We start from the raw sequence: 22,916 nt of genomic DNA on the forward strand, positions 1-22,916 counted from the left end.
TATCGAGTTATTTTGCGGATTCGTCCCAAAGAGCCTTATAATAGGTTTGAAGATAAGCCAACACTAATTAACCGATATAATGACATAAGACGGGAGGTATGCTTCGGAGTCAAAGGAATCTGAAGCAGCTTAATATGAATATTGGAACTCAAATTTTGATTTTGGAAGTCCCTATGGAATCTTTTTTTGGAAAATCGACTATTTATCCTGTACTGATCAAGGATGAGGATGGACTTACACTGATTGACACGGGTATGCTCGGCCAATTAGAGCCACTACGCAAGGCTATTTCCGATGTGGGTGAGGATATAAGCCGTTTGAAAAGAATTATTTTAACACATCAGGATATTGATCATATCGGAAATATTCATGCACTGCTGGACTTGCTGCCGAATATTGCCTTGCTGGCCCATAAGGATGACATTCCTTATATGACAGGAGAGCGACCGTTTGTGAAGCTGACACCGGAACGCATTAATCTGATGGATACTGCACTCAAGCAGCAAGCAGAGGATATGATTCGCCGCCTGCCAGACTTGCGCTTTGCTCATATTCTTGAGGACGGTGAGCATCTGCCTTATGGTGGGGGCATACAGATTATTCATACACCCGGTCACACGCCCGGACATATCAGCTTGTATGTGCCTGGACAGAAGCTGCTGTTGGCAGCAGATGAACTGCGCGTAGTTGAAGGTGAGCTGTTCGGTCCTGCCGAGTCGGCTACGCCAGATATGCCGTTGGCGCTGAAAAGCCTCGATAAGCTGACGGTATTGGATGTTGATAAGGTACTCTGCTACCATGGTGGTTACTATGATCAGAATGTACAGGCACGTCTACAAGCATTAAGTCAGACAAAAGAATAACCCATTTATAAATATAAATTAGGATGTAATAAGAGCTATAATGAATAAATGGACAGAAAGGAATGAGACTCTATGAATGATAAAATTGCCAAATTGTATGATGAACTAAAGTCACAAGCTTGGGATGGCCTGCTTGTAACTGATCCCAAGCATATTTACTACCTGACGGGCTTTGCCAGTGATCCGCATGAGCGTTTTCTAGGCCTCGTGCTGCTTCGTGACCAAGAACCAGAACTGATTGTACCCGCCCTGGATGCCGAAGCAGCCCAAGCCGCTTCTTCCGTGAAGCGTATATCCACCCACACCGATACGGACAATCCATATGATTTGTTGCGCCAACGCACAGGTACTGGAGTGAAAACATTCGCACTAGAAAAGGAGCATGTCTCCGTCCTCCGTTACGAGCAATTACATACTGCCATTGGCGCGGCTCAATATGTGGACCTGGGTCCGGTGCTTCAAGAAATGCGCGTGAGAAAAACACCTGAGGAAGTACAACGTCTGAAACACGCAGCTCGTTTGGTAGAAGATGCTCTTCGTCACGGTCTAACGCATGTTCGTGAAGGGGTGACAGAAGTCGAGCTGGTAGCTGAAATCGAATACCAGATGAAAAAGCTTGGGGCAGATGGTCCATCCTTTGACACTACGGTGTTGTCTGGACCCAAAACAGCCTTGCCTCATGGGGTTCCGGGGACCCGCAAGCTGCAACACGGCGATCTGCTCATGTTTGATATGGGCGTATATTCAGGTGGTTATGCTTCGGATATTACGCGTACTTTTGCCTTTGGCAAGCTGTCGGCCGAGCTGGAAACGATTTATAATACGGTTCTTCGTTCAAACGAAGCCGGAATTGCCGCCATTCGCCCTGGAGTTTCCTGTGCATCCGTAGACCAGGCAGCACGAGCCGTTGTTGAAGCCGCTGGATATGGGCCAGCTTTTAACCATCGGGTTGGACATGGTCTTGGCATGAGTGTTCATGAATATCCATCTGTACACGGAGGCAATAGCGATCTGCTTCATGAAGGCTTCGTGTTCACCATCGAACCCGGCATCTACGTACCAGGCCTCGGAGGCGTGCGGATTGAGGATGATGTTCTGGTCACCTCCGAGGGTGTGGAAGTGCTGACCTCATTTCCGAAGGAACTAACCGTGCTGGGGTAATCTATCGTTATTCTTTGTAATTTATAGGTTAGAAGTGTGAAAAAAAGAGGGGCAGCCCCAAGCCAATCACGGCTTGAGGGTTTGCCCCTCCTCTTCTATCAAACGGAAATTGCGTGCGATGTACAAAACCGGTGTACCCGCCGCAGTCAGTACAAATTTTAAGATGTAGGTGGTAAACAGCAACTCAATCCAGATCCCCCACGCATAGCCGTAAAAGGCAATACTACAGAAAATGAGGGTGTCTATAAACGAGCTGATCATCGTGCTGCCATTGCCGCGAATCCAGAGCTGATGACGCTCCGGGAAAAATTTGCGAATCCAGGCGTATAGACGCACGTCCAGCAATTGACTAACCGCATAGGCTGTCAAGCTGGCAAGCGCAAGCCTTGGCAACAATCCAAAGAGCTGTTGCATTGGTGTCTGGGCAAAATCCGTGGCAGTAGGCTCAAACAACAGCACCATCTGCATCGTGATCGTCGTCATAATCAGAGTGAAAAAGCCAAACCATACAGCTTTTCGTGCCTCTTTAGGCCCATACTTCTCATTTAGTAAATCGCTGGCCATATACATAGAAACATACATTGTATTTCCCAATGTCGTGGTAATGCCAAGCAGATCAATGGTTTTGGTTACCTGAATATTGGCCAATACAGTAGCTACGCCAATCCAGGCGTACAGCCCTTTTTTACCGAACAACCGATAACATAACAAAAAGAACATAAAATTGACGAGGACAAATGCTGCCCCCCATAACAGATTAAACATGAAAGCCTCCTAGTTTTGATAGCGCGGGATGGTTGCGAACCGCGGTTTATCCGAACAAGCCGGAAAACATTATTATAATGTATCATAGATTAGGATTGGTGAACAGCTATAATTCACACGGTCATAAGTTCAATATAAAGAGCCGACCTTAGGGTCGGCTCTGAGTACGGAGGTACACAATACACGAGTACATATGCTACAGATGCAATATGAGACTGTAGTGTACACCATCCGTTTATCTTTTTAATTAGGAGTGCGCCGTTGCATCCAGATCCATGCCATGGTTGTTAAACACGTCTTGATCGTTCTCCTTGAGTACCTTGCCTGAAATGAGACCTGCTGTAATCGAATCATTAACATTTAACGCAGTACGTCCCATATCAATCAACGGTTCAACAGAAATGAGCAAGCCTGCCAAGGCCACAGGTAGGTTCATGGTAGAAAGCACGATCAGGGAAGCGAAAGTGGCCCCACCGCCTACACCTGCCACACCAAACGAGCTGATCGTAACAACCAGAATAAGCGTGAGGATAAAATCCCAGCTTGTAGGATCTATGCCCACTGTTGGAGCAATCATGACGGCCAGCATCGCCGGATAAATACCCGCACAGCCATTTTGTCCAATGGTCGCTCCCAGGGTCGCGGACAGATTCGCGATGCCGTCGGACACACCAAGCTTTTTCGTTTGTGTTTCAACATTTAATGGAATGGTCGCTGCACTGGAACGAGAAGTAAAGGCAAAAACCAGTGTAGGCAATACCTTCTTCACATATGTCACTGGATTGTAGCCGAACAAGGCCAGCAAAATAAGATGAATAACGAACATCACCAATAAAGCCACATAAGAAGCAAGTACAAACTTGATCAGCTTCAAGATTTCATCCGGATTTGTCGTAGCTACCACCTTCGTGATCAGTGCTAAAATACCGTAAGGCGTTAATCTCAGCACTAGCGTTACAATCCGCATCACTACAGCGTACACTGCGTCGATCACTCTGCGGAAAGTTTGCGCTTGTTCCGGTTTTTTACGATCCAATCCGAGTACTGCTACCCCAATAAAAGCCGAGAAGATAACCACGGCCAAGGTCGATGTACGGCGTGCCCCCGTCATATCTTCAAAAGGATTCGAAGGAATAAACTCCAATACCTGCTGTGGAATGGTCATATCCTGGACTGTTCCCAGGCGTTCTTCCATCTTCAGGCCCTGCGCTTGCTCCTTGTCCCCTTTTTGAATTTCAATTGCTTTTAGATCAAAAGACAGACTAGTTACAATACTTACTGAAGCAGCAATTGCCGTTGTAATCAGTAGTACTGCAATAATGGACACGCTTATTTTGCCAAGGTTCTGTCTTCCCTTTAGATTCATAATAGCTGAAATAATCGACACCATGATCAGCGGAATAACGACCATTTGCAGCAAACGGACATAACCATTACCTGCAAGGTTGAACCAATCGACCGATTTGGTAATGACCTCTGAGCCGGCCCCATAAGCGTATTGAAGAATAGCCCCGTAGATCAGTCCGAAGCCGAGACCGGTAAATACTCTTTTTGTAAAAGAGATGCGCTTTTTCTGCATCCAAACCAACACGCCGAGCAGTGCAAGCAGCACGATAACATTCAAAATAATAAAGAAGGTATCCATATATCATTTCCTCCAAACTTAAACGTAAGATGTTTTATAAAAAAGCAACCCTTCAATCCGAAGATTACTATATCACAAAGCCAACTATTTTTGTAGGTTTTATTGAATAAAAATAATAAAGCTGCTTTAGTCAGCCTTAGATTTTATGATAACGACAAACAGCAAGCCTTCGTAAGATGAAGGCTTGCTGTTTGTTATACTGAACACGACGATTCGTATTCAATTTATGCGTAGAATTTTCCAACGGTTAGACAATCACTGTGTATAGCAGTTCTTGTTCCTTAACCACTTTATGCTGATTTCCAGCAGGCTCCAACTCGCTAAACTGATCTACATTCGTAACAATAACAGGCGTAATCGTTTCGTAACCAGCCTTGCGGATTTCCGCTAGATCAAACTCTAGTATAAGGTCGCCTACCTTCACGCGATCTCCTGCTTTAAGTTGAGGCGTAAAATGAAGCCCTTTTAGTTTAACGGTGTCCATCCCCACGTGAATGAGCATTTCAAGTCCTGAATCACTCACCAAGCCTACAGCATGTCCGCTCTTGGAAATGGAGAACACGGTGCCGTCAACTGGGGAAACAACTCGACCTTCGGAGGGCTCAATAGCCCATCCTCTACCCATAATTTCTTGAGAAAATGCAGGATCATTGACTTCACTGAGCGGTTTAACTTCACCCATAATTGGGCTGAATACCGGGATTGTCTCACCTTTCGGCAGTGAGTTCACCGCAGATTGTACTCCTTCATCCGTAGAGATATCTCCGGCAACATCTGCTGCTTGTGGTACCTCTTCGTTCTTTTCATCTGTAAAACCGATCACATAAGTAACAATCGCAGCAACCACAAATGCAATAATGAGACCAAGGATTGCGTACAAGAAAGTGGGTCCAATAAACATCGCCAAACCAGGCAAACCAACCAGTCCACCAACAACGTACGCTTTTGTGCCAAACAAACTCATGAAGCCCCCGCCGACACCTCCGCCGATCAGCGCTGCCGTAAACGGTTTTTTAAACCGCATATTAACCCCATACATTGCAGGCTCAGTTACACCCATAATAGCTGTCAAACTCGTGGAGAAGGCCACTGTTTTGACTTTGGCGTTTTTGGATTTCAAGAATACGCCGAGTGTAGCACCAGCCTGAGCCAAGTTAGCTGCTCCCATAATTGGAATCATGTAGTCATAGCCCAGCGTTGCAATCGAACCAATCATAATCGGAACCAACGCGTAGTGCATACCAGTCATAATAATCAGAGAGAAGGTACCACCTAGCAGCAGACCTGCAAGTGCACCGGTATTTTCAAACAACCAAGAAATACCACCAGACAGGCCGTTACCAATAATGGAACCGAGTGGTCCTACAGCAACCAAAGTTAAAGGTACAATAATCAATAGAGTCAATGTCGGAACAACGAGCAACTTCAGTGATGCATGTGTATACTTATCAATAAATTTTTCAACATAGGATGCCAGCCAGACCGCGATAACAATTGGAATAACGGTCGACGAATACGTGGCTGCTGTCACCGGAAGGCCGATAAAGCTAACCTTCACATTCGATGCTAGTAATGCTGTAATGTCCGGGTGCAAAATAGAAGCACCAATCGCCGCGCCAATAAACATATTGCTGCCGAGTTTTCTAGCGGCACTCACAGCCAAAATAATGGGCAGAAAATAGAATGCACCATCACCTATTGCCGCTAAAATTGTATAGGTTTGACTCTTGTCAGACATCCAGTGCATAGCCACTAATAGAGCTATAATCCCTTTGATCATACCTGCACCGGTGATCGCCGGCAAAATAGGTGTAAACATACCCGCAATAAAGTCGAACAGTTGGCTGATCGGGTTTTGTTTTTTCTTGGATGCCGTGCTTGCGCCTGTTTCACTTTGCGGAGCCTTGGACATGTTGTTCACCAACGATTTGTACACATTGGCTACATCATTACCGATAATCACCTGAAACTGGCCGCCACTCTCCATGACTCCCATGACGCCATCCGTTTTCTGCAACTGCTCTTTTTGAGCTTTCTTGTCGTCATGAAGGTTGAAGCGCAAGCGCGTCATACAGTGAATGACTTGCTCTACATTTTCCTCTCCACCAACCAATGTAAGTATCTCTTTGGATAATAGATTTCGATCCATGAGGTATTCCTCTTTTCTTTTTAAGGTATAAAGTGTGAAAATTGGGAATAAAAAAAACCTGAATACAGAAAGCAGACAGCTTTATAAAAAGCCAATCTTCTTTCAGCATTCAGGTTTTGCCTTCTCGTTTAGAAGTAGCAATCCTAAATCCCTGATCATCCATGAAATCATTGATTTTTAATAATACGCTCAATATGAATGGTGAGATACAGCATCTCATCCTGGGACAAGCTTCGACCATAGATCTTTGTCGTATAATCTCTTATTTTTTCCGCACAAGCATAAGCGTCTTTATATTGTACTTTAACCATATCATGAAGGGAATTATCTGTATTTTGTACAGGAGTTCCGTTCATAACCCGTTGGGCAAAAAATTTGAGATGTGTAATAAAGCGGTAATAGCTTAACGACTCTTCATCCAGCTCCATAACAAAAAAGCGGCTGACAATGTTTATGATATCCTTGACGATATTAGTCAGGGTTATCGTTTCACGCATTTCACTGTTAAGCTGTGCATTCACCAAATGTAAGGCAATAAACGCCCCTTCATCATCTGGAAGTGTAACTCCCAGCTTGTCCTGAATCATGTGCAATGCTTTGGTCCCAATCGCGAATTCCTTGCGGTACATTCGTTTGATTTCCCAGTAAAGTGCATTCTTGATGTCCATACCCAAACGATAACGCTCTATGGCAAAATGGATATGATCTGTCAGCGAAATATAGATGCTGTCATGCAACTCTACACCAAGTATCGTTTTGGCATATTGGATGATTTCATCAGAAAGCTCAACATACTCAATAGGGATATCCGACATCAGGATCATCAATTTGCGGGAAACCTCAGTACTTTCAAGCTTGAAAATTTTCTCGATTTTCCCCTCTTCAATCTCATCGCCTGTGTTTTTTTTAAAAGCAATGCCTCTTCCCATAATGACTAATTCTTTCTGCTGTTCATCAATAACCGTTACGACATTATTGTTCAGCACCTTTGCTATCTTCATTCCATCACCTTAAGCTGCTTGGAGTAGTAAAAAAGGGCAATACCAAAACTGACACATAGTGTCTGTTTATGGTTTTGCCCGATATGCTCAGTAACAATCCATGATTGTGCAGTTTTGAATAGCTGTCATCATAATATCATATAAGCACTAAGCTGACAAGATTTTTTTGAAAACACTTTCATGAGGTTCCTTGGGTGCGGGCACACCTTAGCTACTGGAACTCTTCTCCACAACCGAATCCGAGGAAGTACTGATGCGGGAAGCGGAAGCAATTTTTGATTGGTCCACTTTTTCGTCCACAAAGCCCATAAAATACGTAATTAAGCCAGCGGTAATAAATGAAATCAACATACTCAAAATGGCATAAACCAATGTAGCGTCGGAAAACAGTGGTAAGCTAAGCAAGCCAGATAAGGCTGCAAAAGCAGTCAATTTCACTTCAAACAGACACATACACGCCCCACCAACGGCGCCGCCGACCAGCCCCGCGATAAGCGGTTTTTTGAAGCGCACATTAACGCCGTATAATGCCGGTTCAATGATTCCAAACATAGCCAACAGGCCTGTGGAAGCAGCAAGTGTTTTGACTTTGACATTTTTGGATTTAACACATACACCGAAGGCCGCGCCTGCCTGAGCCATAACTGCCGCCGCAACAACAGGAGTAATAGAATCATGGCCAGTTGCAGCTATGGATTCTATTGTGTTCGTCAACATCATATATTGCATGCCCGCAAAATGGAGCACAGGTATCGTCCCGCCAAACAGCAGGCCCGCCAATACTTCCGCATCGTCAAAGAGTGAAGCAAAACCATCCGACAAGTTATGTGCCAGGGTCGTCCACAGCGGGCCAAAAACAAACAGCAATAAAGGTACAATAATGATAAGCGTTAATGTCGGAACGACCAGCAGTTGAACTGAATAGCGGTCGAACCTTTTCAATCCTTTTTCAATCTTCGATGCAAGCCAGACACCAATAAGGATCAGTATAAAAGAAGCAAGATACTGTTGCTCCACCACGGGTAAACCGTCTGAGTTCATTTTTAGGCTGGATTGCAGCAGCTCTATAATGCCGGGAGAATATGAACAGGCTCCAATTGCCGCCGCAATAAATATATTGCTACCAAGCTTTCTTGCTGCATTGATCGCTATCATAACGGGCAAAAAATAGAATACGCTTCCACCAATGTACCCTAAAGCGGTAAAGACTTGAGTGTCAGAAAAAAAATCTAAGACCAATAAAGCAGTCGCAATCCCCTGAATGATTCCTCCACCAATTAGCAATGGCAAGAGCGGAGTGAATACGCCTGAGATAAAAACAAACAGACGACTGATCAGGTTCTCTCCTTTTACCCACGAATTTATTTCCTTGGAAGGTAATTCACGATCCATAACAGCCTTTTCCCCTTTTTATATGTATATTGAAGGCCACATCCGAACTTATTAAAGCAAGCTTAGCAGAAGCTTGTAGAAAGTGGCATTCCTTATAATACTTATATTTCCTCTTTTCTACAATAGTTATAAAAACACAGATAAAGCTTTTTAAATTTCTTATTTCTGATAATTTACATCAAACTTACATCTAAACACCCAAGACCATAGTTTCATATTTTTTGTTTGTTTTTGGGCAAATATGACTATTCAACCGTCTGTTAATTATGTAAAATAGGTCTAACCTACTTTTTAGTAAATCATGGATTACTTCCCTTTCTCATTCTTGTCCCTTGAATACAGCTGAAATATACATAGAATCCGAACATTTTCAGTCTTTTCTTCAAGTAAAGAAAGGAAACCAAGTAGATCATGGCTGTCTAGTATCTCATTGGACAAGCGGCCTACATCAAGCAGGGCAATCGTCTGTTTTATTACCATCATGTGAGAGGAGAATTTTCATGAAGCTTTTTAATCGTTCCCTAGGCGCAAAATTGCGGATTATGTTTTTGTTGATCCAGCTCTTTGCGTCCCTTTTATTCAGCATCAGTTTCTATGCAGTAGCCATGAGTATCATTAATAGCAGTGTCATGCCTCAAGTAGATCAATTGCTAGAAACTGGAGCAAAAAATGTGTACCAGGATCTCAATATTTCCTTAGCGGTTCAGGCTGGTCAAGGAAGTGGTTCTGATTCGGGCTCTGCTATGCAGATGGAAGCTTATCTTCAGGACAAGGTCGACACCCTCAAATTAGAATCGGCATATATTGCGGTTCTGAAGGATGATGGTAAGGCCGAAGTTGTCGCACGAAACGTAAAATCAGCATACAAGGTTAAGGATATGCTCGTTCCTGTGGAAGATATTAAAAAAGCAAAACAAGGCGAGATGAATATTAGTGACATGTACAGTGATTCGCACGGAATTCACAAAACCGCCTTCTTTGCCATATCGGGCAGTAATCTAGTTCTTGGCGTGAACGAGGATGTCGGATTTGTACAGGAAAAATCCCAACAAATACTATGGATTTGCATAGGTATTACCTTGGTGACACTCCTGCTGGGCGGAATTATCTCTACGCTTGTCATACGTAAAGTTGTGCAGCCCATTGCCGAATTGGTTCGTCATAGTGAAAAAATCGCCCAAGGTGATCTGTCGCAAGAAGCAAAAGTTCATGGAGTTAATGAAATTGCTCAACTTGCCCGCAGCTTCCAAGCTATGTCTTATAACTTAAAAGAAATGATTGGTCATGTCCTTTCCACATCGGGTGCGGTTGTTGAAGGCTCAGACGAGCTGCTTCGTCGGACTGAGGCTATGAGTGTAAAAGTACAGGACTCTACAGCTGCTGCTGAAGAAGTAGCCAAGGGCAGTACCAGCATCGCTTCTGCCGCTGCTGAAAATGCGCAGGCCATGGAGGAGATCGCTCAAGGGGTTCAGCATATCGCCTCCTCTGCCAACGATGTATCTGATCAAATCAGCGAAGCGACGAAAGAAACAGTTAACGGGAATACACTTGCTCAAAAAGCTGTAGCTCAAATGTCACAGGTAGGACATGCTGCCGATGAGTCGCTTCGACACATACATAGTATGAACGAACGCTCAGAAGCCATTGGCAGCATCGTTTCTGCAATTTTCGATATTACAAAGCAGATTCAAATGTTGTCCTTGAATGCCTCCATTGAGGCTGCCCGCGCAGGCGAACATGGACGGGGCTTTGCTGTAGTTGCTGGAGAAGTTCGCAAGCTCGCAGAGCAATCCAAAGAAGCAACACAGGAGATTTCGGACTATTTGGTTACTATTCAGGAAGTATCGAAGCAATCGGTGGACTCTGTGACCCAGGTTAGCCGTGAGATTCACTCAGGAACGGAGATGGTTCAGCAAGCGAGTTTTGCCTTTAGCCAGCTAAGTGAGCTCATGCAAAAGATCAACGCTACGATTCAAACGGTATCCGCAGCAACAGAGCAAGTATCCGCCAGTTCGGAGGAAGTATCTGCTTCCGTGGAAGAAACAGCTCTCATCGCTGCCAATGCACAGCATATGATTCAGGAGATCGGTTTAAATGCCGATGAGCAACTGAATGAAATGGAAAGCCACAGTGAGGTTGTTCGGCAATTAAGCCAACAAGCAACGGAACTGAAAAAAGCGGTTGAAAAGTTTAAAATTAAATAAGCTAATAGCCTAAAAAAGGTATCTCTCAGTCACAAAAATGACTGTAGAGATACCTCTTTATTTTTTAAAAGCGATTTAAAGGAACTTCCATGAAGAATATTATGAATTCATTCCCAGAATGCGATAGATTTGCTCTATATCCAAATGAGTGCGCACTACCTCTGCAACACGGTCAAACTCCCGTTCCTTGGCTTCACGCACCGTAAAAGTGCTGTCCAAAGGCGTTAAGCCCTTGGCTTGTCTCAGTCCATCCAACCAGGACCGGCGAAAACGGTCATTATCAAACACACCATGCAAGTAAGTTCCCCATACCTTACCGTCAGTCGTCCCCCAACCTTCCTCAAAGGTGTTTCCTTCCCCACGCTGAATCTGGAATAATGTTTTCATTTTCGTTGAGTCTAAAGTCCTGTCTATAGATACATGTGGTTCTGTGACATGCTCCGTCACACCCATATGTATTTCATAACCTTCAATGACTGGTTTGGAGGTAGAACCTGAGTCAGGGGCAGGGCTTAGCAAAAGTGGGCAATGACTAGACAGGATTCCTTGAACGCGCACGGTTTGCTTTTCCTTTAAGAAGGTGGTGGATAAAGATAGCCAACCTAATCCTTCTGCCTGCTGCGGCAACCCAGATTCAACAGCATCAGGGTCAAATAGCGCTGTACCCAGCATCTGATAGCCCCCACAAATACCAACCAGCTGCGTGCGTCCGGTCTTCATGGCCTCTCGAATGTCATCCTCCAGCCCTCTTTCACGCAATTCCAGCAGATCTCCGATGGTGTCTTTGGTTCCCGGTAAGATGATGACGTCCGGTACGCCCAATTGTCCGGCCTCTGTGACATAACGTACGCTCACGTCAGGCTCTGCGGCCAAAGCATCCGTGTCCGTAAAATTGGAAATACGCGGATACCGTATCACTGCAATATCCACTTCTTTATCCTTTACTGACAACTTAGGCATCTTGTCCAGTACGACCGAATCTTCTGCTTCAATACGAATGTCCGGTAAATAGGGCAATACACCGAGTACAGGAATGCCTGTCCGTTCTTCCAGCCAGTCTAATCCCGGTTGCAGCAGGGACAAATCGCCTCTGAATTTGTTAATGATAAATCCACGGATACGCTGTACTTCATGGGGTTCCAGCAATTCGATAGTCCCTACCAGAGAGGCAAAGACACCGCCTCGGTCGATATCCGAAACCAGCAATACTGGAGCATCAGCCCAGCCTGCAAGGTTCATATTTACAATATCGCGGTCCTTTAAATTAATCTCTGCCGGACTACCCGCCCCTTCCATAAGCACGATATCATAGGTATCACGCAGCCGATTCAGCGCATCCATAACGGTATGCTTGGCTTGTGGCAAAAAATCCTTTCGGTAATCGGAGGCGCTCATATAGGCATAAGGTACACCATGTACAACAATTTGTGAGTGCATATCCTTGACCGGCTTAATCAGAATCGGATTCATATCGGTCGTCGCCTCAATACCACAAGCCTCGGCCTGCACACCCTGAGCGCGTCCAATTTCCTTGCCGTCCTCAGTAACATAAGAGTTTAACGCCATATTTTGTGACTTAAACGGTGCGGGACGATAGCCATCCTGCTTAAAGATCCGGCACAGCGCGGTCGTCACCACGCTTTTGCCCACATCCGACGCTGTTCCTTGAAGCATCAATATAGCGGCTGGGTTTGTGCAAGGCGGTTTGAACGTTGACAATTGCCTCTTCCCCTTTAACGAATTCAATTCAAATTTGGTCACAACCCGTACAAAATGACAATAAACAGCAACAAAACCGTCTCCAGCAATTCGTTCAAAGCTCCGTATATATCCCCCGTAAGTCCCCCTAGGCGGCAGTTAATACGGTTTGCTGTAAAGGTTCCAACTCCGTAAGCCAAGAGCGGAAGCAACGCAAAACCTAGCCAGATTGGAAGAGAGCCAGAATATGAAAGAAGCATCTGTAAGTATGCCCCTGCCAACGATAGTCCTCCTGCTTCCTCAGTTGCTATAGCAAAACCTGCAAAAATATATTGCCCTGCGGCAGCACCTAGCGTCACTAATACTGCCCAGAATACGGCCAGTCCGACACGTCTACCATTCATATCAGCAAAACGGGCAGCCAGCCCATCATCGTTCCGGGCTTTAGGCCAGCGCCTCATCGCATGTACCATGAACCAACGGCTCCAAACCATCGGAAGTATCAACAGGCCGGATACATTCCGTTCAACCAGCACCGTATACAGCAAAGAAGCCTTGAGCATGAGCAGCAGCACACAAGCAATCACACCCATCGCTCCTACACGGCTATCCTTCATAATTTCCAGCATTCGTTCACGGGACCTGTAGCTGAACAAGGCATCAGCCGCATCCATCCACCCGTCCAGATGCAGTCCGCCCGTCAACCACACCCAGACAGCAAGGGTAAGAATTGCACACGGCACCGGTGGCAGCACCATAGCCGTAAGCGCCGCAACCCCCCAGACGATAACGCCAATAACCAATCCAACCAGCGGATAATAGCTTGTACTACGTTTTAGCAGCTCCGGGGAAAAATCCAGCTCCGCCTTGACCGGTAGACGGGATAAAAATTGAAAAGCCGCAGCAACAGCCTGACGTTCACTGCTCATAGCTTATATTCCAACTGTTTAAGCTCTACGGGAATGCCTGCCGTCACTAAAAAAACTTCATCACAAAGACGGGCAATCCGCTGATTCATAACTCCGCTTAAATCCCGGTACAGCCTTCCAAGCGGATATTCTGGTACAATGCCGTCGCCGACCTCATTGGTGACGATGACGAGCGCCCCCGGATACTGCTCCACAGCTGCCGCCAGTTCATCCATCGCGGCTCTGGCCGCAGCTTCGCCGTCCTCACCTGCGGCCAGCAGCACGTTCGACAGCCACAGGGTCAGGCAGTCGACCAGCACCATAGGCGCAGGTGAAGGCTGTGACGCTTGCGCGCCGCCAAGTCGCCGCAGCAGGTCCGGCAGCGCCTGCGCTTCCTCCAGCGTCTGCCAGTCATACCCGGCAGAATCGCGCTGGAGTCGATGAAGGGCGATGCGCTCCTTCATCTCCACATCATAGGCTTGCGCCGTTGCAATGTAGCAGGCGCGCGGAGCGCGCGCCATGCATAATCGCTCGGCAAAGCCGCTTTTTCCGCTGCGTGCCCCGCCGGTCACGAGCGCCTTCATCGCTGCGCGGCTCCCTGACCGTCCGATACGCCTGCATCGGCAAAGGTCGCCATTTCGCGCATAATGCGGCACGCCGCATCAATCAGGTGCAAGCTAAGCGCACCGCCCGTGCCCTCCCCGAGCCGCATGTCCAAATGGAGCATAGGCTCCAGCTTGAGCTGGCGGAGCACCGCCGCGTGTCCGCGCTCATCCGAGGCGTGCGAAGCCAGCATGTACGCCGCGCTCGTAGGCGCAAGTGCGCGTGCAGCAAGGGCAGCCGCGCCGGAAATAAAGCCGTCCAGCACTACTGGACAGCGATGTGCGGCTGCGCCGAGGATGACGCCTGCCAGGGCGGCAATCTCCAGACCGCCGACCTTGGTCAGCACGTCCAAAGCGTCATGGGCATCCGGCTGATTTACATCCAATGCGCGGCAGACAACGGCTATTTTACGGGTAAGCCCCGCCGAATCTACCCCCGTCCCCCGGCCTACGATAGCTTCCGGCTCAGACCCGGTGAGTGCACATACTACCGCAGCGCTGGCTGTCGTATTCCCAATCCCCAGCTCTCCGGTAACGAATAGCCGTGTGCCACTTTTTACTGCTTCTGCTACAGCCTCAGCTCCGGCTAAAACCGCCTGTTCCGCTTCCGTACGCAGCATTGCTGGCCCTTTAGCTATATTTGAAGTGCCCATGCGCACCTTACGGTTCACCAAATCTGGGTGAGCAATATTTGCATTCACGCCAACATCTACTACCTGAACATCGGCGCCCGCATGACGTGCCAGCACATTAATTGCCGCGCCGCCTGACAGCATGTTATACAGCATTTGCTGCGTCACCTCTGCTGGAAAGGCGCTGACTCCTTCTTCGCACACTCCATGATCCGCAGCCATGACCATTACCGTTTTACGATCAAATTCAGGCTTGTCCAGGCCAGTAATTCCTGCTAACTGGATGGCCAAACTCTCCAGCTTTCCAAGACTTCCAGGTGGCTTTGTTAATTGGTCCAAATGCGCTGAAGCTTTTGAAGCCGCCACCTCATCCGGCTGGGCAATGCTATCAATCAGCTGACGCAGCTTGTCGTTCATCCTTTCCACTCCCTGCTCTTTTTTTAGTATGTTTACGATGTCCTATTGGTTTTCTGTGAACGCAACGCTTCTACGCAGCAAAAGCTGCGGCACACCGCTATCGGGATGCGGAAGCATCACAGGATCCACACCATATACACGACGAATCCGATCCTCTGTTAGCAAATCCGATGAAGCTCCCAATCCTTCAACCATTCCATCCTTAAGTACAAGCAAATTATCGCAAAATTGAGCCGCCAAATTCAGATCATGCAGGACAGCAATGATTGTCACGCCCGTTTCTTGACGCCATTCTGCCAGCAATTCCATAAATTCAAGCTGATAGCGCAAATCCAGATAGGTCGTAGGTTCATCCAGCAGCAATATCTGTGGCTCCTGCACCATCACCTTTGCCAAAGCTACACGCTGTCGCTGTCCCCCACTCAAGCGGTCCAATGTCCTGTCGGCTAGTGAAGTTAGACTCAATCGCGCTAGAACTCGATCCGTAATCGCCTCTACGTCGACTCCTTTTTCCCTGCCCAGCCAGTCCTGATGAGGGAAGCGACCCATTTCTATAACTTCCCTGACCGTGTATCTTACTGGAGGAATCCCCTCCTGCTGGAGTACGGCTACAAGTCGGGAAAGCTCTTTTCTGCTGTAGCTATCGATTTTTTTACCATAGATATGAACACTTCCAGAGGTCGGCTGGTCTACGCCAGAAAGCAGATGCAGCAAGGTCGATTTTCCACTCCCGTTCGGACCAATGATCCCCCACCAAGCTCCTTCGTTTACGTTCCAGCTAACATTCTTTAGCACATGGGACTCCCCATAAGCACGGCTCAGGCTCGCTACCTCTAATGCTCGATCACGCACCTTCAGTAATTTACTTTGTTCGGTCACAGCAGATCCCCCCTGCGCAGCTTCTTGTTTCGGTACAGGAGATATGCAAAGAACGGTGCTCCCACAAAGGCGGTCATCACGCCCAAGGGAATTTCCGTTGGTGCTAACAACGTGCGAGCTGCGGTATCTGCCCAAGCCATAAAAATAGCCCCACCCAGTGCAGATAACGGAACAATCATCCGGTAATCGGGACCTGTCATCAGACGGATGATATGAGGTACAACGAGTCCGACAAAACCAATGACACCACATACCGAGACAGCGGCCGCTGTGAGCAAGGTAGATATGATCAGGACAGATAGCTTCGTCGCATCTACATGAACTCCCATATGTGCTGCCTGACGTTCACCCAAAGCCAGAATATTCAGTACCCGTGCCCGATTCCACAGGAACACCAGTCCTATGATCACGTAGGGTAACAGAATTCCTGTATATGACCAGCCTCGCAGACTGAGACTTCCCATCGTCCAGTACAATATTTCATTGACTGTTTCCTTCGACATAGCTGTCAGAAAAGAAACAATAGCTCCTAAAAAAGATTGCATCACCACACCTGATAAAATGAGGCTTTGTGTGGGAATTTTTCCACCTTCACGCGCCAACGTCAGCACCATCCACAACGTCAGCATGCCGGTTATAAACGCGACTAGCGGAAGCGTCCATATCCCCACGAATGAAAATTGAAGTCCCCAATAAATCAATACTGCCGCTCCTACCGAAGCCCCCGAGGATACCCCCAGTGTATACGGATCAGCCAGGGGATTACGCAGCACACCCTGAAATCCGGCTCCCGCTAGCGCCAGCGCTGCTCCGACCAACATTCCCAGTAACACACGTGGCAGTCTGACCTTCAAAATAATCTGCTCTGCGGATGTATTCCAATCCGGTGTAAACGTATCACCTAACCACGGTAGGTGGTTGATCAAAATACCTGTGATCTGGCTGACCGGAAGACTGACCGAGCCGATGCCAAGACAGAGCAGCAGCGTCAGTAGCAGCAAGACAAGACCTGTCCCTCCAAAACCGATCAGTCTGCGGTTCATTTGAAAATTTCAGGATACACGCCCTTGGCCACTTCCTTGAGTCCTTCCGTTACGCGTGGACCTGGACGGCTGATCAAATTATCATCCACGGCAAATACACGGTTGTTACGGACAGCCGATATTTGATCCCATCCACTGCGAGCTTTAATGATATCGCCGAGGGTTTGGCCTGTTTTGTCGTCCTTGACACTTTTGCTGTACAAAATCACGTCAGGGTTGGCAGCTATAATATTTTCCTCACTGATTTGATACCAGCCCTTCTGCGTGGCACCTACGTTTTCTCCTCCCGCCAACGTAATCAGCTCGTCCATAAATTCGCCCTTGCCCACTGTCCAGCCTGGTGAAAACTCGACGTATACCCGCAGCTTCTGCCCTTTGCCGATGTTTTTAACTCCTTCTTTCACTTCCGCTACATCTGCTCTCATCTTGTCGGTCACCGCTCTCGCTTCTTTCTGATGATCGGTGATTTTCCCATACAATTCGATGTTAGCTATGACATCTTCAACGGTTTTCGGTTCCGTTTTAAAAATCATAATTCCCATGTCGCGCAGTTTGGTCGTAGCCTGCTCACTAAGTGAAATCCCTGCAAAAACGACATCAGGGTTCGCGGCAATGATCGCCTCTTCGTTTGGCTTCATAATACCGCCCACTTTAGGCTTTTTCGTAGCCGCTTCCGGATAATCAGAGTAATCCGAAACACCGACAATTTCTTGATCCAGCCCGATGGCGAACAGCGCCTCGGTTTCTGCCGGGGAGACGGAAACGATCTTGCTCGGAGCCTTTTTGAATGTAAATTCCTGCCCTGTTGCATCCTTAACCGTTAACGGGTAAACCGTTTTGCCCGGAGGTTCTTGTGCAGTTACGGTCTGTCCCGACTGCTGTGAGGAAGCTTGGCCCTCTTTATTTTCAGCATTTTTTCCATTCGCGCCACATGCACTCAGCACGACTGTCAATATCAGCGCCAATAGACCTGTTGACCATACCTTTATTTTTTTTCCTGCCATGTTTTGCACCCCTTCATACAAAATCGTTAAGAGCGTTACTTGAACTTCATCCGATATTTTCCTCATTCCAGCCTTCTTTTCCTATCAAAAACCCCCGTATCCTCATATCAGGACACAGGGGTCACGTTAGCATAGATTGTACGCAGGCGGGCAGCTTCTTTCCGCATGGACAGTCACTGCAAACACGTCATCCTTTCCTCGAAGGATTATGGTGACAGGCCGACGGGCAGGTATCCTGACTTATGGAAGATGCATGTCCTGATATGCTTTTATATACTTGGCGGCACATAAAGCAGGGCTAGCGAACATGTTTCCATTTACAGTGGCGGGACCGCGTCGGATTCACACCGACTTCCCTTTTAACAGCGCAATGAAGGAAACCATAGTTTCCTCACACGGCGCCGACCTCGTCTGCTGGATATTTGATGTAGTGGTAGTCAAGCCGTTCTTTTACTTGATGATTATAGGTTAAAAAGAGTCGGCTTACAACCCAAACTGCCGCTTTATTCACCGCATCTTCCTTAATAAGAAAGCAATCTTGCTATACATTTGTGCGGCCCTGCCCACCTTAACTGAATCCTAAACGCTTCTCCCGGTTTTGGATTCAGGCTCCAAAAATCATGACCAGATATCAGCATGCAGGCTAATTGGCGAATTACACCACCGTGCGTGACAACCAAAACAGAGGGCGGCGCAGCATTCGACACTGTTGGCTGAACCTTCAAAGCAATGCGCCACGCAAACAAAGAGTCGAGGAATTCACGCAGACGATTCACAAAATGGTTCCAAGACTCTCCTCCAGGTGGGGTGATTCGTTGCGGCTCATCAATCCAAGCACGATACAGCGCCACATCCTTAAGCATGTCATACGTTTGTCCATCCCACTCACCAAAGTGAAGCTCTCGCAGACGTGGTTCCATCAGAGGAGGCATAGCAGATAAAGAACATTCAGATGACAATGTTGATTCCGGCAAAATGATCTGCAAAGTCTGGCGACATCGCATCAAATCGCTGCAATAGATTCGAGCAAAGGAATGCCCCTGCAATTTTTCCTGTAAAGGCTGTAACTCCTGCTCAGCTCCTGAAAGCAAACCCAAGTCGGTGTGTCCCAGATATCGACGTTCCTTATTCCATAAGGTCGTGCCATGACGAACTAGCATGAGCTCCATGTCCCACTGTGGATCTTCTTTAGCATCATTCAGCTCACTAACCTGTTGTAAATTCGGACTTGGTACACATTCTCGCGTTATTTTCCCTTCTATATCTTGTCTCAAAATGATGTCACTCCTCATTGCACCCATCCCAAGGCAAAACACCCTACGGCTCCTAACAAACACACCCCTACAAACATAGTGGATACGGCGAACATCAGCCGGATCGTATGCCGGATATCCTGCGACTCCAGCGGTCGTATCCCTTCGCCCATGTAGGCACGAAAGGAACGCACACCATGATAGACGTTATAGCCACCAAGACGAATCCCCAGTGCACCTGCCACCGCTGATTCGGGGAAGCCGCTGTTTGGGCTTGGGTGCAGACGGGCATCCCGCTTGACTGTGCGCCAGCTTCGTACAGCATCCTGCCGATGCAACCAGGCCGCTATTACAAGCATAGCTGCTGTCATGCGAGCCGGAATGTAATTAGCTACATCATCCAGACGTGCTGAGGCCCAGCCTAAATACAGATACTTTTCATTTTTGTAGCCAACCATCGAATCAAGCGTATTTACAGCTCGATATGCCAGTGCCAAAGGCGCTCCCCCGATCAGAGCATAAAAAAGCGGGGAAATAATGGCGTCCACGATATTTTCAGCGACCGTTTCGACGGTACCGCGCACAATTTCAGGTTCGTCAAGCTGCTGCGTATCCCTCCCGACAATCATGCCTAGCTCCCGACGTGCCGCAGCTAGGTCGTTCGCCTGCAACGCTCGGTATACGGCCATCCCTGCATCCTTTAGCCCTTTGGAAGCAATTGTTGTAGCGATCAGAACAATTTCTACGACGACAGACAGCCACGGGTAAATCCAGGCAAGCACACGCAACAGCCCCCAAGCAAGCACAAAGGAGCCTCCTGCCACTATGAGTGGGAGCAGTATGCCCGCGCGTTTCAGTCCCCGGTCACTACGGACCTTACGACGAATCGCTTTTTCCAATGCTGAAATGGCATGTCCCATCCCGATGACTGGATGCGGCAACCATCTCGGATCACCGATTAGCCTGTCCAGTAGATAGGCTGCCATGATTACCAAGCTAACGATCACGCCGCTGATCCTCCTCCAGCACTTCACCCAGTGCAGTCAGCAGCCTATCATTGGCTTCGGCGTCCTTGACCGCAACTCGAAAATGACTCGCCGACAGCCCCGGATACATGGCACAGCTACGTATAAGAATTCCACGTTGTCCAAGCGCCCGCTGAATAGCCGATGCACTCCACGTTCCCGGTGCTCTTGCCAGCACATAATTGGCTTCACCAGGAACGACACCGCAGCCCCATTCCGCCAAGGCAGCCAATAAGCGACTGCGCTCCGTAGCGATCAGCTCCTGTGTGCGGCGTTCATAAGCTTGTCCGCTTCTCAGACAGGCCTCACCAGCCAGCAACGCCAATCCATTAACACTCCAGGTCACCTGTTTGGCCGTCATTCGCCGGATATAGTCTGGATGAGCAATCGCATAGCCCAATCGCAAGCCAGGAATAGCATAAAATTTGGTCATCGATCGAATCAAAACCACATGAGGATAGCGCTCCAGCACAGGCAGTAGCGAGATTTGCCGTTCCAGTGGGATAAAATCAATAAATGCTTCATCCACCACCAGCACGGTACCCGATCTGCCAGCCGACTCTGCCAGTTCGTATAGCTCCTGCTCGCCATATTGCACCCCGTTCGGATTATTCGGCTGCCCAAGAAACAATACATCTACCTGCTTCATGAGCTGAAGGATGTCTTCCACATCCGCCTTCCATTGAAGCGAGGCCTTCCCATATACTTGGTGGACCTCGGCTCCGAATTTACCAGCCAGCTCAGCATATTCCGAAAAACACGGCTCCACAGTACCCACACGCTTGGGAGCCAATCCTAATAGCAGAAGCGCCATGCTTTCAGCCGCACCGTTACCGATACTCAGCGACTCGGGTGGAACATGCAGCCGCCGTGCGAGCATATTTTTAAAATGTCGGTGTCCAGGGTCTGGATAGCGAATCACCGTGTCAAATGAGCTTTGCAGCGCCTCAAGCACCTCCGGTGGCGGACCCAGCGGATTAATATTGGCACTAAAATCCACAAAATCCGCCGCAGCTCCGCCAAATGTCGCGGCAGCTGTTTCCCTGTCCCCGCCATGACCGTAAACCTCTATCATTGCCTCTCATCCTTTCCGCCCGTTTCCAATCATTTAGCTCCATTATGAGGCTGCTTTTTGCGTCCCGTCAATGCAAATGAGCTTTTGTACATAGCTCACTTGGGTTACAATAGAAGGAGGCACACATAAATTACACAGTTTATATACGGAGGAATGGACATGCTGTTCATCGACAACCAGGGCATACACGACCCAGCCATTAATCTTGCTATTGAGGAATATGCGCTCAAGCATTTACCGCTGGACGACAGCTACCTGCTGTTTTACATTAATCAGCCTTCTATTATTATAGGCAAACATCAAAACACCGTTGAAGAAATCAACGCTGAATTCGTGAGAGACAACAATATTCAAGTCGTTCGTCGCCTGTCCGGCGGCGGGGCTGTATATCATGATCTCGGTAATTTAAATTTCAGCTTCATTACCAAGGATAACGGGGAGTCCTTTCATAACTTCCTCAAATTTACGCAACCTGTGATTGACGCCCTGCGCCAAATGGGAGTAGATGCCGAAATGACAGGGCGCAATGATCTGCAGGTCGGAGAACGTAAAATTTCAGGAAACGCCCAATTTGCCACACGTGGACGCATGTTCAGCCACGGTACATTAATGTTCAACCTGAATCTGGACAATGTCGCTGCATCGCTGCACGCCAATCCCGAAAAATTCAAATCCAAAAGCACAAAATCCGTCCGTAGCCGCGTGGCTAATATCAGCGAACTGATGGACCGTGAAATGACCATAGAACAATTTCGCGAGGAACTGCTGCGCTCCATCTTTGGCTCAGAATTGGATCAGGTGTCTCAATATAAGCTTACCGATGAGGATTGGGCTAAAATCCATGAAATTTCCAAAGAACGCTATCAGTCGTGGGATTGGAATTACGGTCTATCTCCTGAGAGCAATATCAAGCACACACGTAAATTCCCGGTCGGTATTATAGATATCCGTATGGATCTGAAGGAAGGCTACATCCGTGATATTAAAATCTACGGGGATTTCTTCGGTGTAGGTGATGTCGCTGATATTGAAAATATCCTGCGCGGCAAGCGCTATGATGAAGGCGAGATCCGTCAAGCTCTATCCTCTCTCGATTTGAAGCATTACTTTGGAAATATTGAGCTGAACGACTTTGTTGGACTTGTATTTTTGGAAGACTAACCGTTACTTTTTTCCATGGTTTCAAACCAATACTTCAGT

20 protein-coding genes and 1 riboswitch are annotated in these 22,916 nt (G+C 47.6%); of the genes, 4 read left to right on the forward strand and 16 right to left on the reverse strand.

What is annotated here, in order from left to right; translation table 11 throughout:
* The first annotated feature begins 98 nt into the window (after positions 1–98).
* Both ACQQ6X_RS10110 and ACQQ6X_RS10115 read left to right on the forward strand, forming a co-directional pair.
* Positions 99–863, forward strand: a complete 765-nt coding sequence (locus ACQQ6X_RS10110; protein WP_305165214.1) for an MBL fold metallo-hydrolase — start codon at positions 99–101, stop codon at positions 861–863.
* A 72-nt stretch (positions 864–935) separates the two neighbouring features.
* A complete protein-coding gene (locus tag ACQQ6X_RS10115; protein ID WP_305165215.1) occupies positions 936–2,024 on the forward strand; it encodes a M24 family metallopeptidase in 1,089 nt (362 codons plus the stop codon).
* 66 nt (positions 2,025–2,090) lie between these two features.
* Here ACQQ6X_RS10115 and ACQQ6X_RS10120 read toward each other — a convergent pair whose 3' ends face one another.
* The 6 genes from ACQQ6X_RS10120 to ACQQ6X_RS10145 all read right to left on the reverse strand — a co-directional run bounded on the left by ACQQ6X_RS10120 (position 2,091) and on the right by ACQQ6X_RS10145 (position 9,459).
* On the reverse strand, positions 2,091–2,789 hold the full coding sequence (locus tag ACQQ6X_RS10120) for a queuosine precursor transporter (RefSeq protein ID WP_305165216.1): 699 nt from the start codon (positions 2,787–2,789) through the stop codon (positions 2,091–2,093).
* 247 nt (positions 2,790–3,036) lie between these two features.
* Complete coding sequence (locus tag ACQQ6X_RS10125) at positions 3,037–4,434, reverse strand: L-cystine transporter (RefSeq protein ID WP_305165217.1); 1,398 nt, start codon at positions 4,432–4,434, stop codon at positions 3,037–3,039.
* Positions 4,435–4,681: 247 nt separating this feature from the next.
* Entirely contained in the window at positions 4,682–6,583 is a 1,902-nt protein-coding gene (locus ACQQ6X_RS10130; RefSeq protein ID WP_305165218.1) for a beta-glucoside-specific PTS transporter subunit IIABC, read from the reverse strand.
* A gap of 167 nt (positions 6,584–6,750) precedes the next feature.
* Positions 6,751–7,584, reverse strand: coding sequence for a BglG family transcription antiterminator LicT (licT, locus tag ACQQ6X_RS10135; RefSeq protein WP_149035837.1), 834 nt, complete (start codon positions 7,582–7,584; stop codon positions 6,751–6,753).
* 207 nt (positions 7,585–7,791) lie between these two features.
* Positions 7,792–8,976 carry a PTS transporter subunit EIIC gene (locus tag ACQQ6X_RS10140; RefSeq protein ID WP_305165219.1) on the reverse strand — a complete coding sequence of 395 codons (1,185 nt, stop codon included), beginning with the start codon at positions 8,974–8,976 and terminating at the stop codon, positions 7,792–7,794.
* Positions 8,977–9,282: 306 nt separating this feature from the next.
* On the reverse strand, positions 9,283–9,459 hold the full coding sequence (locus tag ACQQ6X_RS10145; RefSeq protein ID WP_326402047.1) for a hypothetical protein: 177 nt from the start codon (positions 9,457–9,459) through the stop codon (positions 9,283–9,285).
* A gap of 17 nt (positions 9,460–9,476) precedes the next feature.
* On the opposite strand from ACQQ6X_RS10145, the gene ACQQ6X_RS10150 reads away from it, so the two are divergent.
* A complete protein-coding gene (locus ACQQ6X_RS10150; protein ID WP_305165220.1) occupies positions 9,477–11,180 on the forward strand; it encodes a methyl-accepting chemotaxis protein in 1,704 nt (567 codons plus the stop codon).
* A gap of 99 nt (positions 11,181–11,279) precedes the next feature.
* Here ACQQ6X_RS10150 and ACQQ6X_RS10155 read toward each other — a convergent pair whose 3' ends face one another.
* From ACQQ6X_RS10155 to cobD, 10 genes are all read right to left on the reverse strand, one after another.
* Positions 11,280–12,899, reverse strand: a complete 1,620-nt coding sequence (locus ACQQ6X_RS10155) for a cobyric acid synthase (RefSeq protein ID WP_305165221.1) — start codon at positions 12,897–12,899, stop codon at positions 11,280–11,282.
* Between the two features lie 38 nt (positions 12,900–12,937).
* Positions 12,938–13,807 carry an adenosylcobinamide-GDP ribazoletransferase gene (gene cobS / locus ACQQ6X_RS10160; protein ID WP_305165222.1) on the reverse strand — a complete coding sequence of 290 codons (870 nt, stop codon included), beginning with the start codon at positions 13,805–13,807 and terminating at the stop codon, positions 12,938–12,940.
* Positions 13,804–14,370, reverse strand: coding sequence for a bifunctional adenosylcobinamide kinase/adenosylcobinamide-phosphate guanylyltransferase (gene cobU, locus ACQQ6X_RS10165; RefSeq protein WP_305165223.1), 567 nt, complete (start codon positions 14,368–14,370; stop codon positions 13,804–13,806). Before cobU ends, cobS begins: the two co-directional genes overlap by 4 nt.
* The gene (cobT, locus tag ACQQ6X_RS10170) at positions 14,367–15,437 is read right to left on the reverse strand and encodes a nicotinate-nucleotide--dimethylbenzimidazole phosphoribosyltransferase (protein ID WP_305165224.1); all 1,071 of its coding nucleotides are present in this window, start codon (positions 15,435–15,437) and stop codon (positions 14,367–14,369) included. Before cobT ends, cobU begins: the two co-directional genes overlap by 4 nt.
* 42 nt (positions 15,438–15,479) lie before the next feature.
* Positions 15,480–16,316 carry an ABC transporter ATP-binding protein gene (locus tag ACQQ6X_RS10175; protein WP_305165225.1) on the reverse strand — a complete coding sequence of 279 codons (837 nt, stop codon included), beginning with the start codon at positions 16,314–16,316 and terminating at the stop codon, positions 15,480–15,482.
* Entirely contained in the window at positions 16,313–17,359 is a 1,047-nt protein-coding gene (locus ACQQ6X_RS10180) for a FecCD family ABC transporter permease (RefSeq protein WP_063208175.1), read from the reverse strand. Before ACQQ6X_RS10180 ends, ACQQ6X_RS10175 begins: the two co-directional genes overlap by 4 nt.
* Positions 17,356–18,363 carry an ABC transporter substrate-binding protein gene (locus ACQQ6X_RS10185; RefSeq protein ID WP_305165636.1) on the reverse strand — a complete coding sequence of 336 codons (1,008 nt, stop codon included), beginning with the start codon at positions 18,361–18,363 and terminating at the stop codon, positions 17,356–17,358. Before ACQQ6X_RS10185 ends, ACQQ6X_RS10180 begins: the two co-directional genes overlap by 4 nt.
* A 208-nt stretch (positions 18,364–18,571) precedes the next feature.
* Positions 18,572–18,763, reverse strand: a riboswitch (cobalamin riboswitch).
* Positions 18,764–18,884: 121 nt separating this feature from the next.
* On the reverse strand, positions 18,885–19,637 hold the full coding sequence (locus tag ACQQ6X_RS10190) for a histidine phosphatase family protein (RefSeq protein WP_305165226.1): 753 nt from the start codon (positions 19,635–19,637) through the stop codon (positions 18,885–18,887).
* A 14-nt stretch (positions 19,638–19,651) separates the two neighbouring features.
* Positions 19,652–20,623 (reverse strand): adenosylcobinamide-phosphate synthase CbiB, encoded by a 972-nt coding sequence (gene cbiB / locus ACQQ6X_RS10195; protein ID WP_305165227.1) that lies wholly within the window; start codon positions 20,621–20,623, stop codon positions 19,652–19,654.
* The gene (gene cobD / locus ACQQ6X_RS10200; protein WP_305165228.1) at positions 20,613–21,716 is read right to left on the reverse strand and encodes a threonine-phosphate decarboxylase CobD; all 1,104 of its coding nucleotides are present in this window, start codon (positions 21,714–21,716) and stop codon (positions 20,613–20,615) included. The genes cbiB and cobD overlap by 11 nt, the downstream gene beginning before the upstream one ends.
* A gap of 159 nt (positions 21,717–21,875) precedes the next feature.
* Between cobD and ACQQ6X_RS10205 the strand changes: the two genes are divergently transcribed.
* Positions 21,876–22,877, forward strand: coding sequence for a lipoate--protein ligase (locus ACQQ6X_RS10205; protein WP_305165229.1), 1,002 nt, complete (start codon positions 21,876–21,878; stop codon positions 22,875–22,877).
* Positions 22,878–22,916 lie beyond the last annotated feature (39 nt).

This window comes from Paenibacillus ottowii (assembly GCF_050516475.1).
Taxonomy (GTDB): domain Bacteria; phylum Bacillota; class Bacilli; order Paenibacillales; family Paenibacillaceae; genus Paenibacillus; species Paenibacillus ottowii.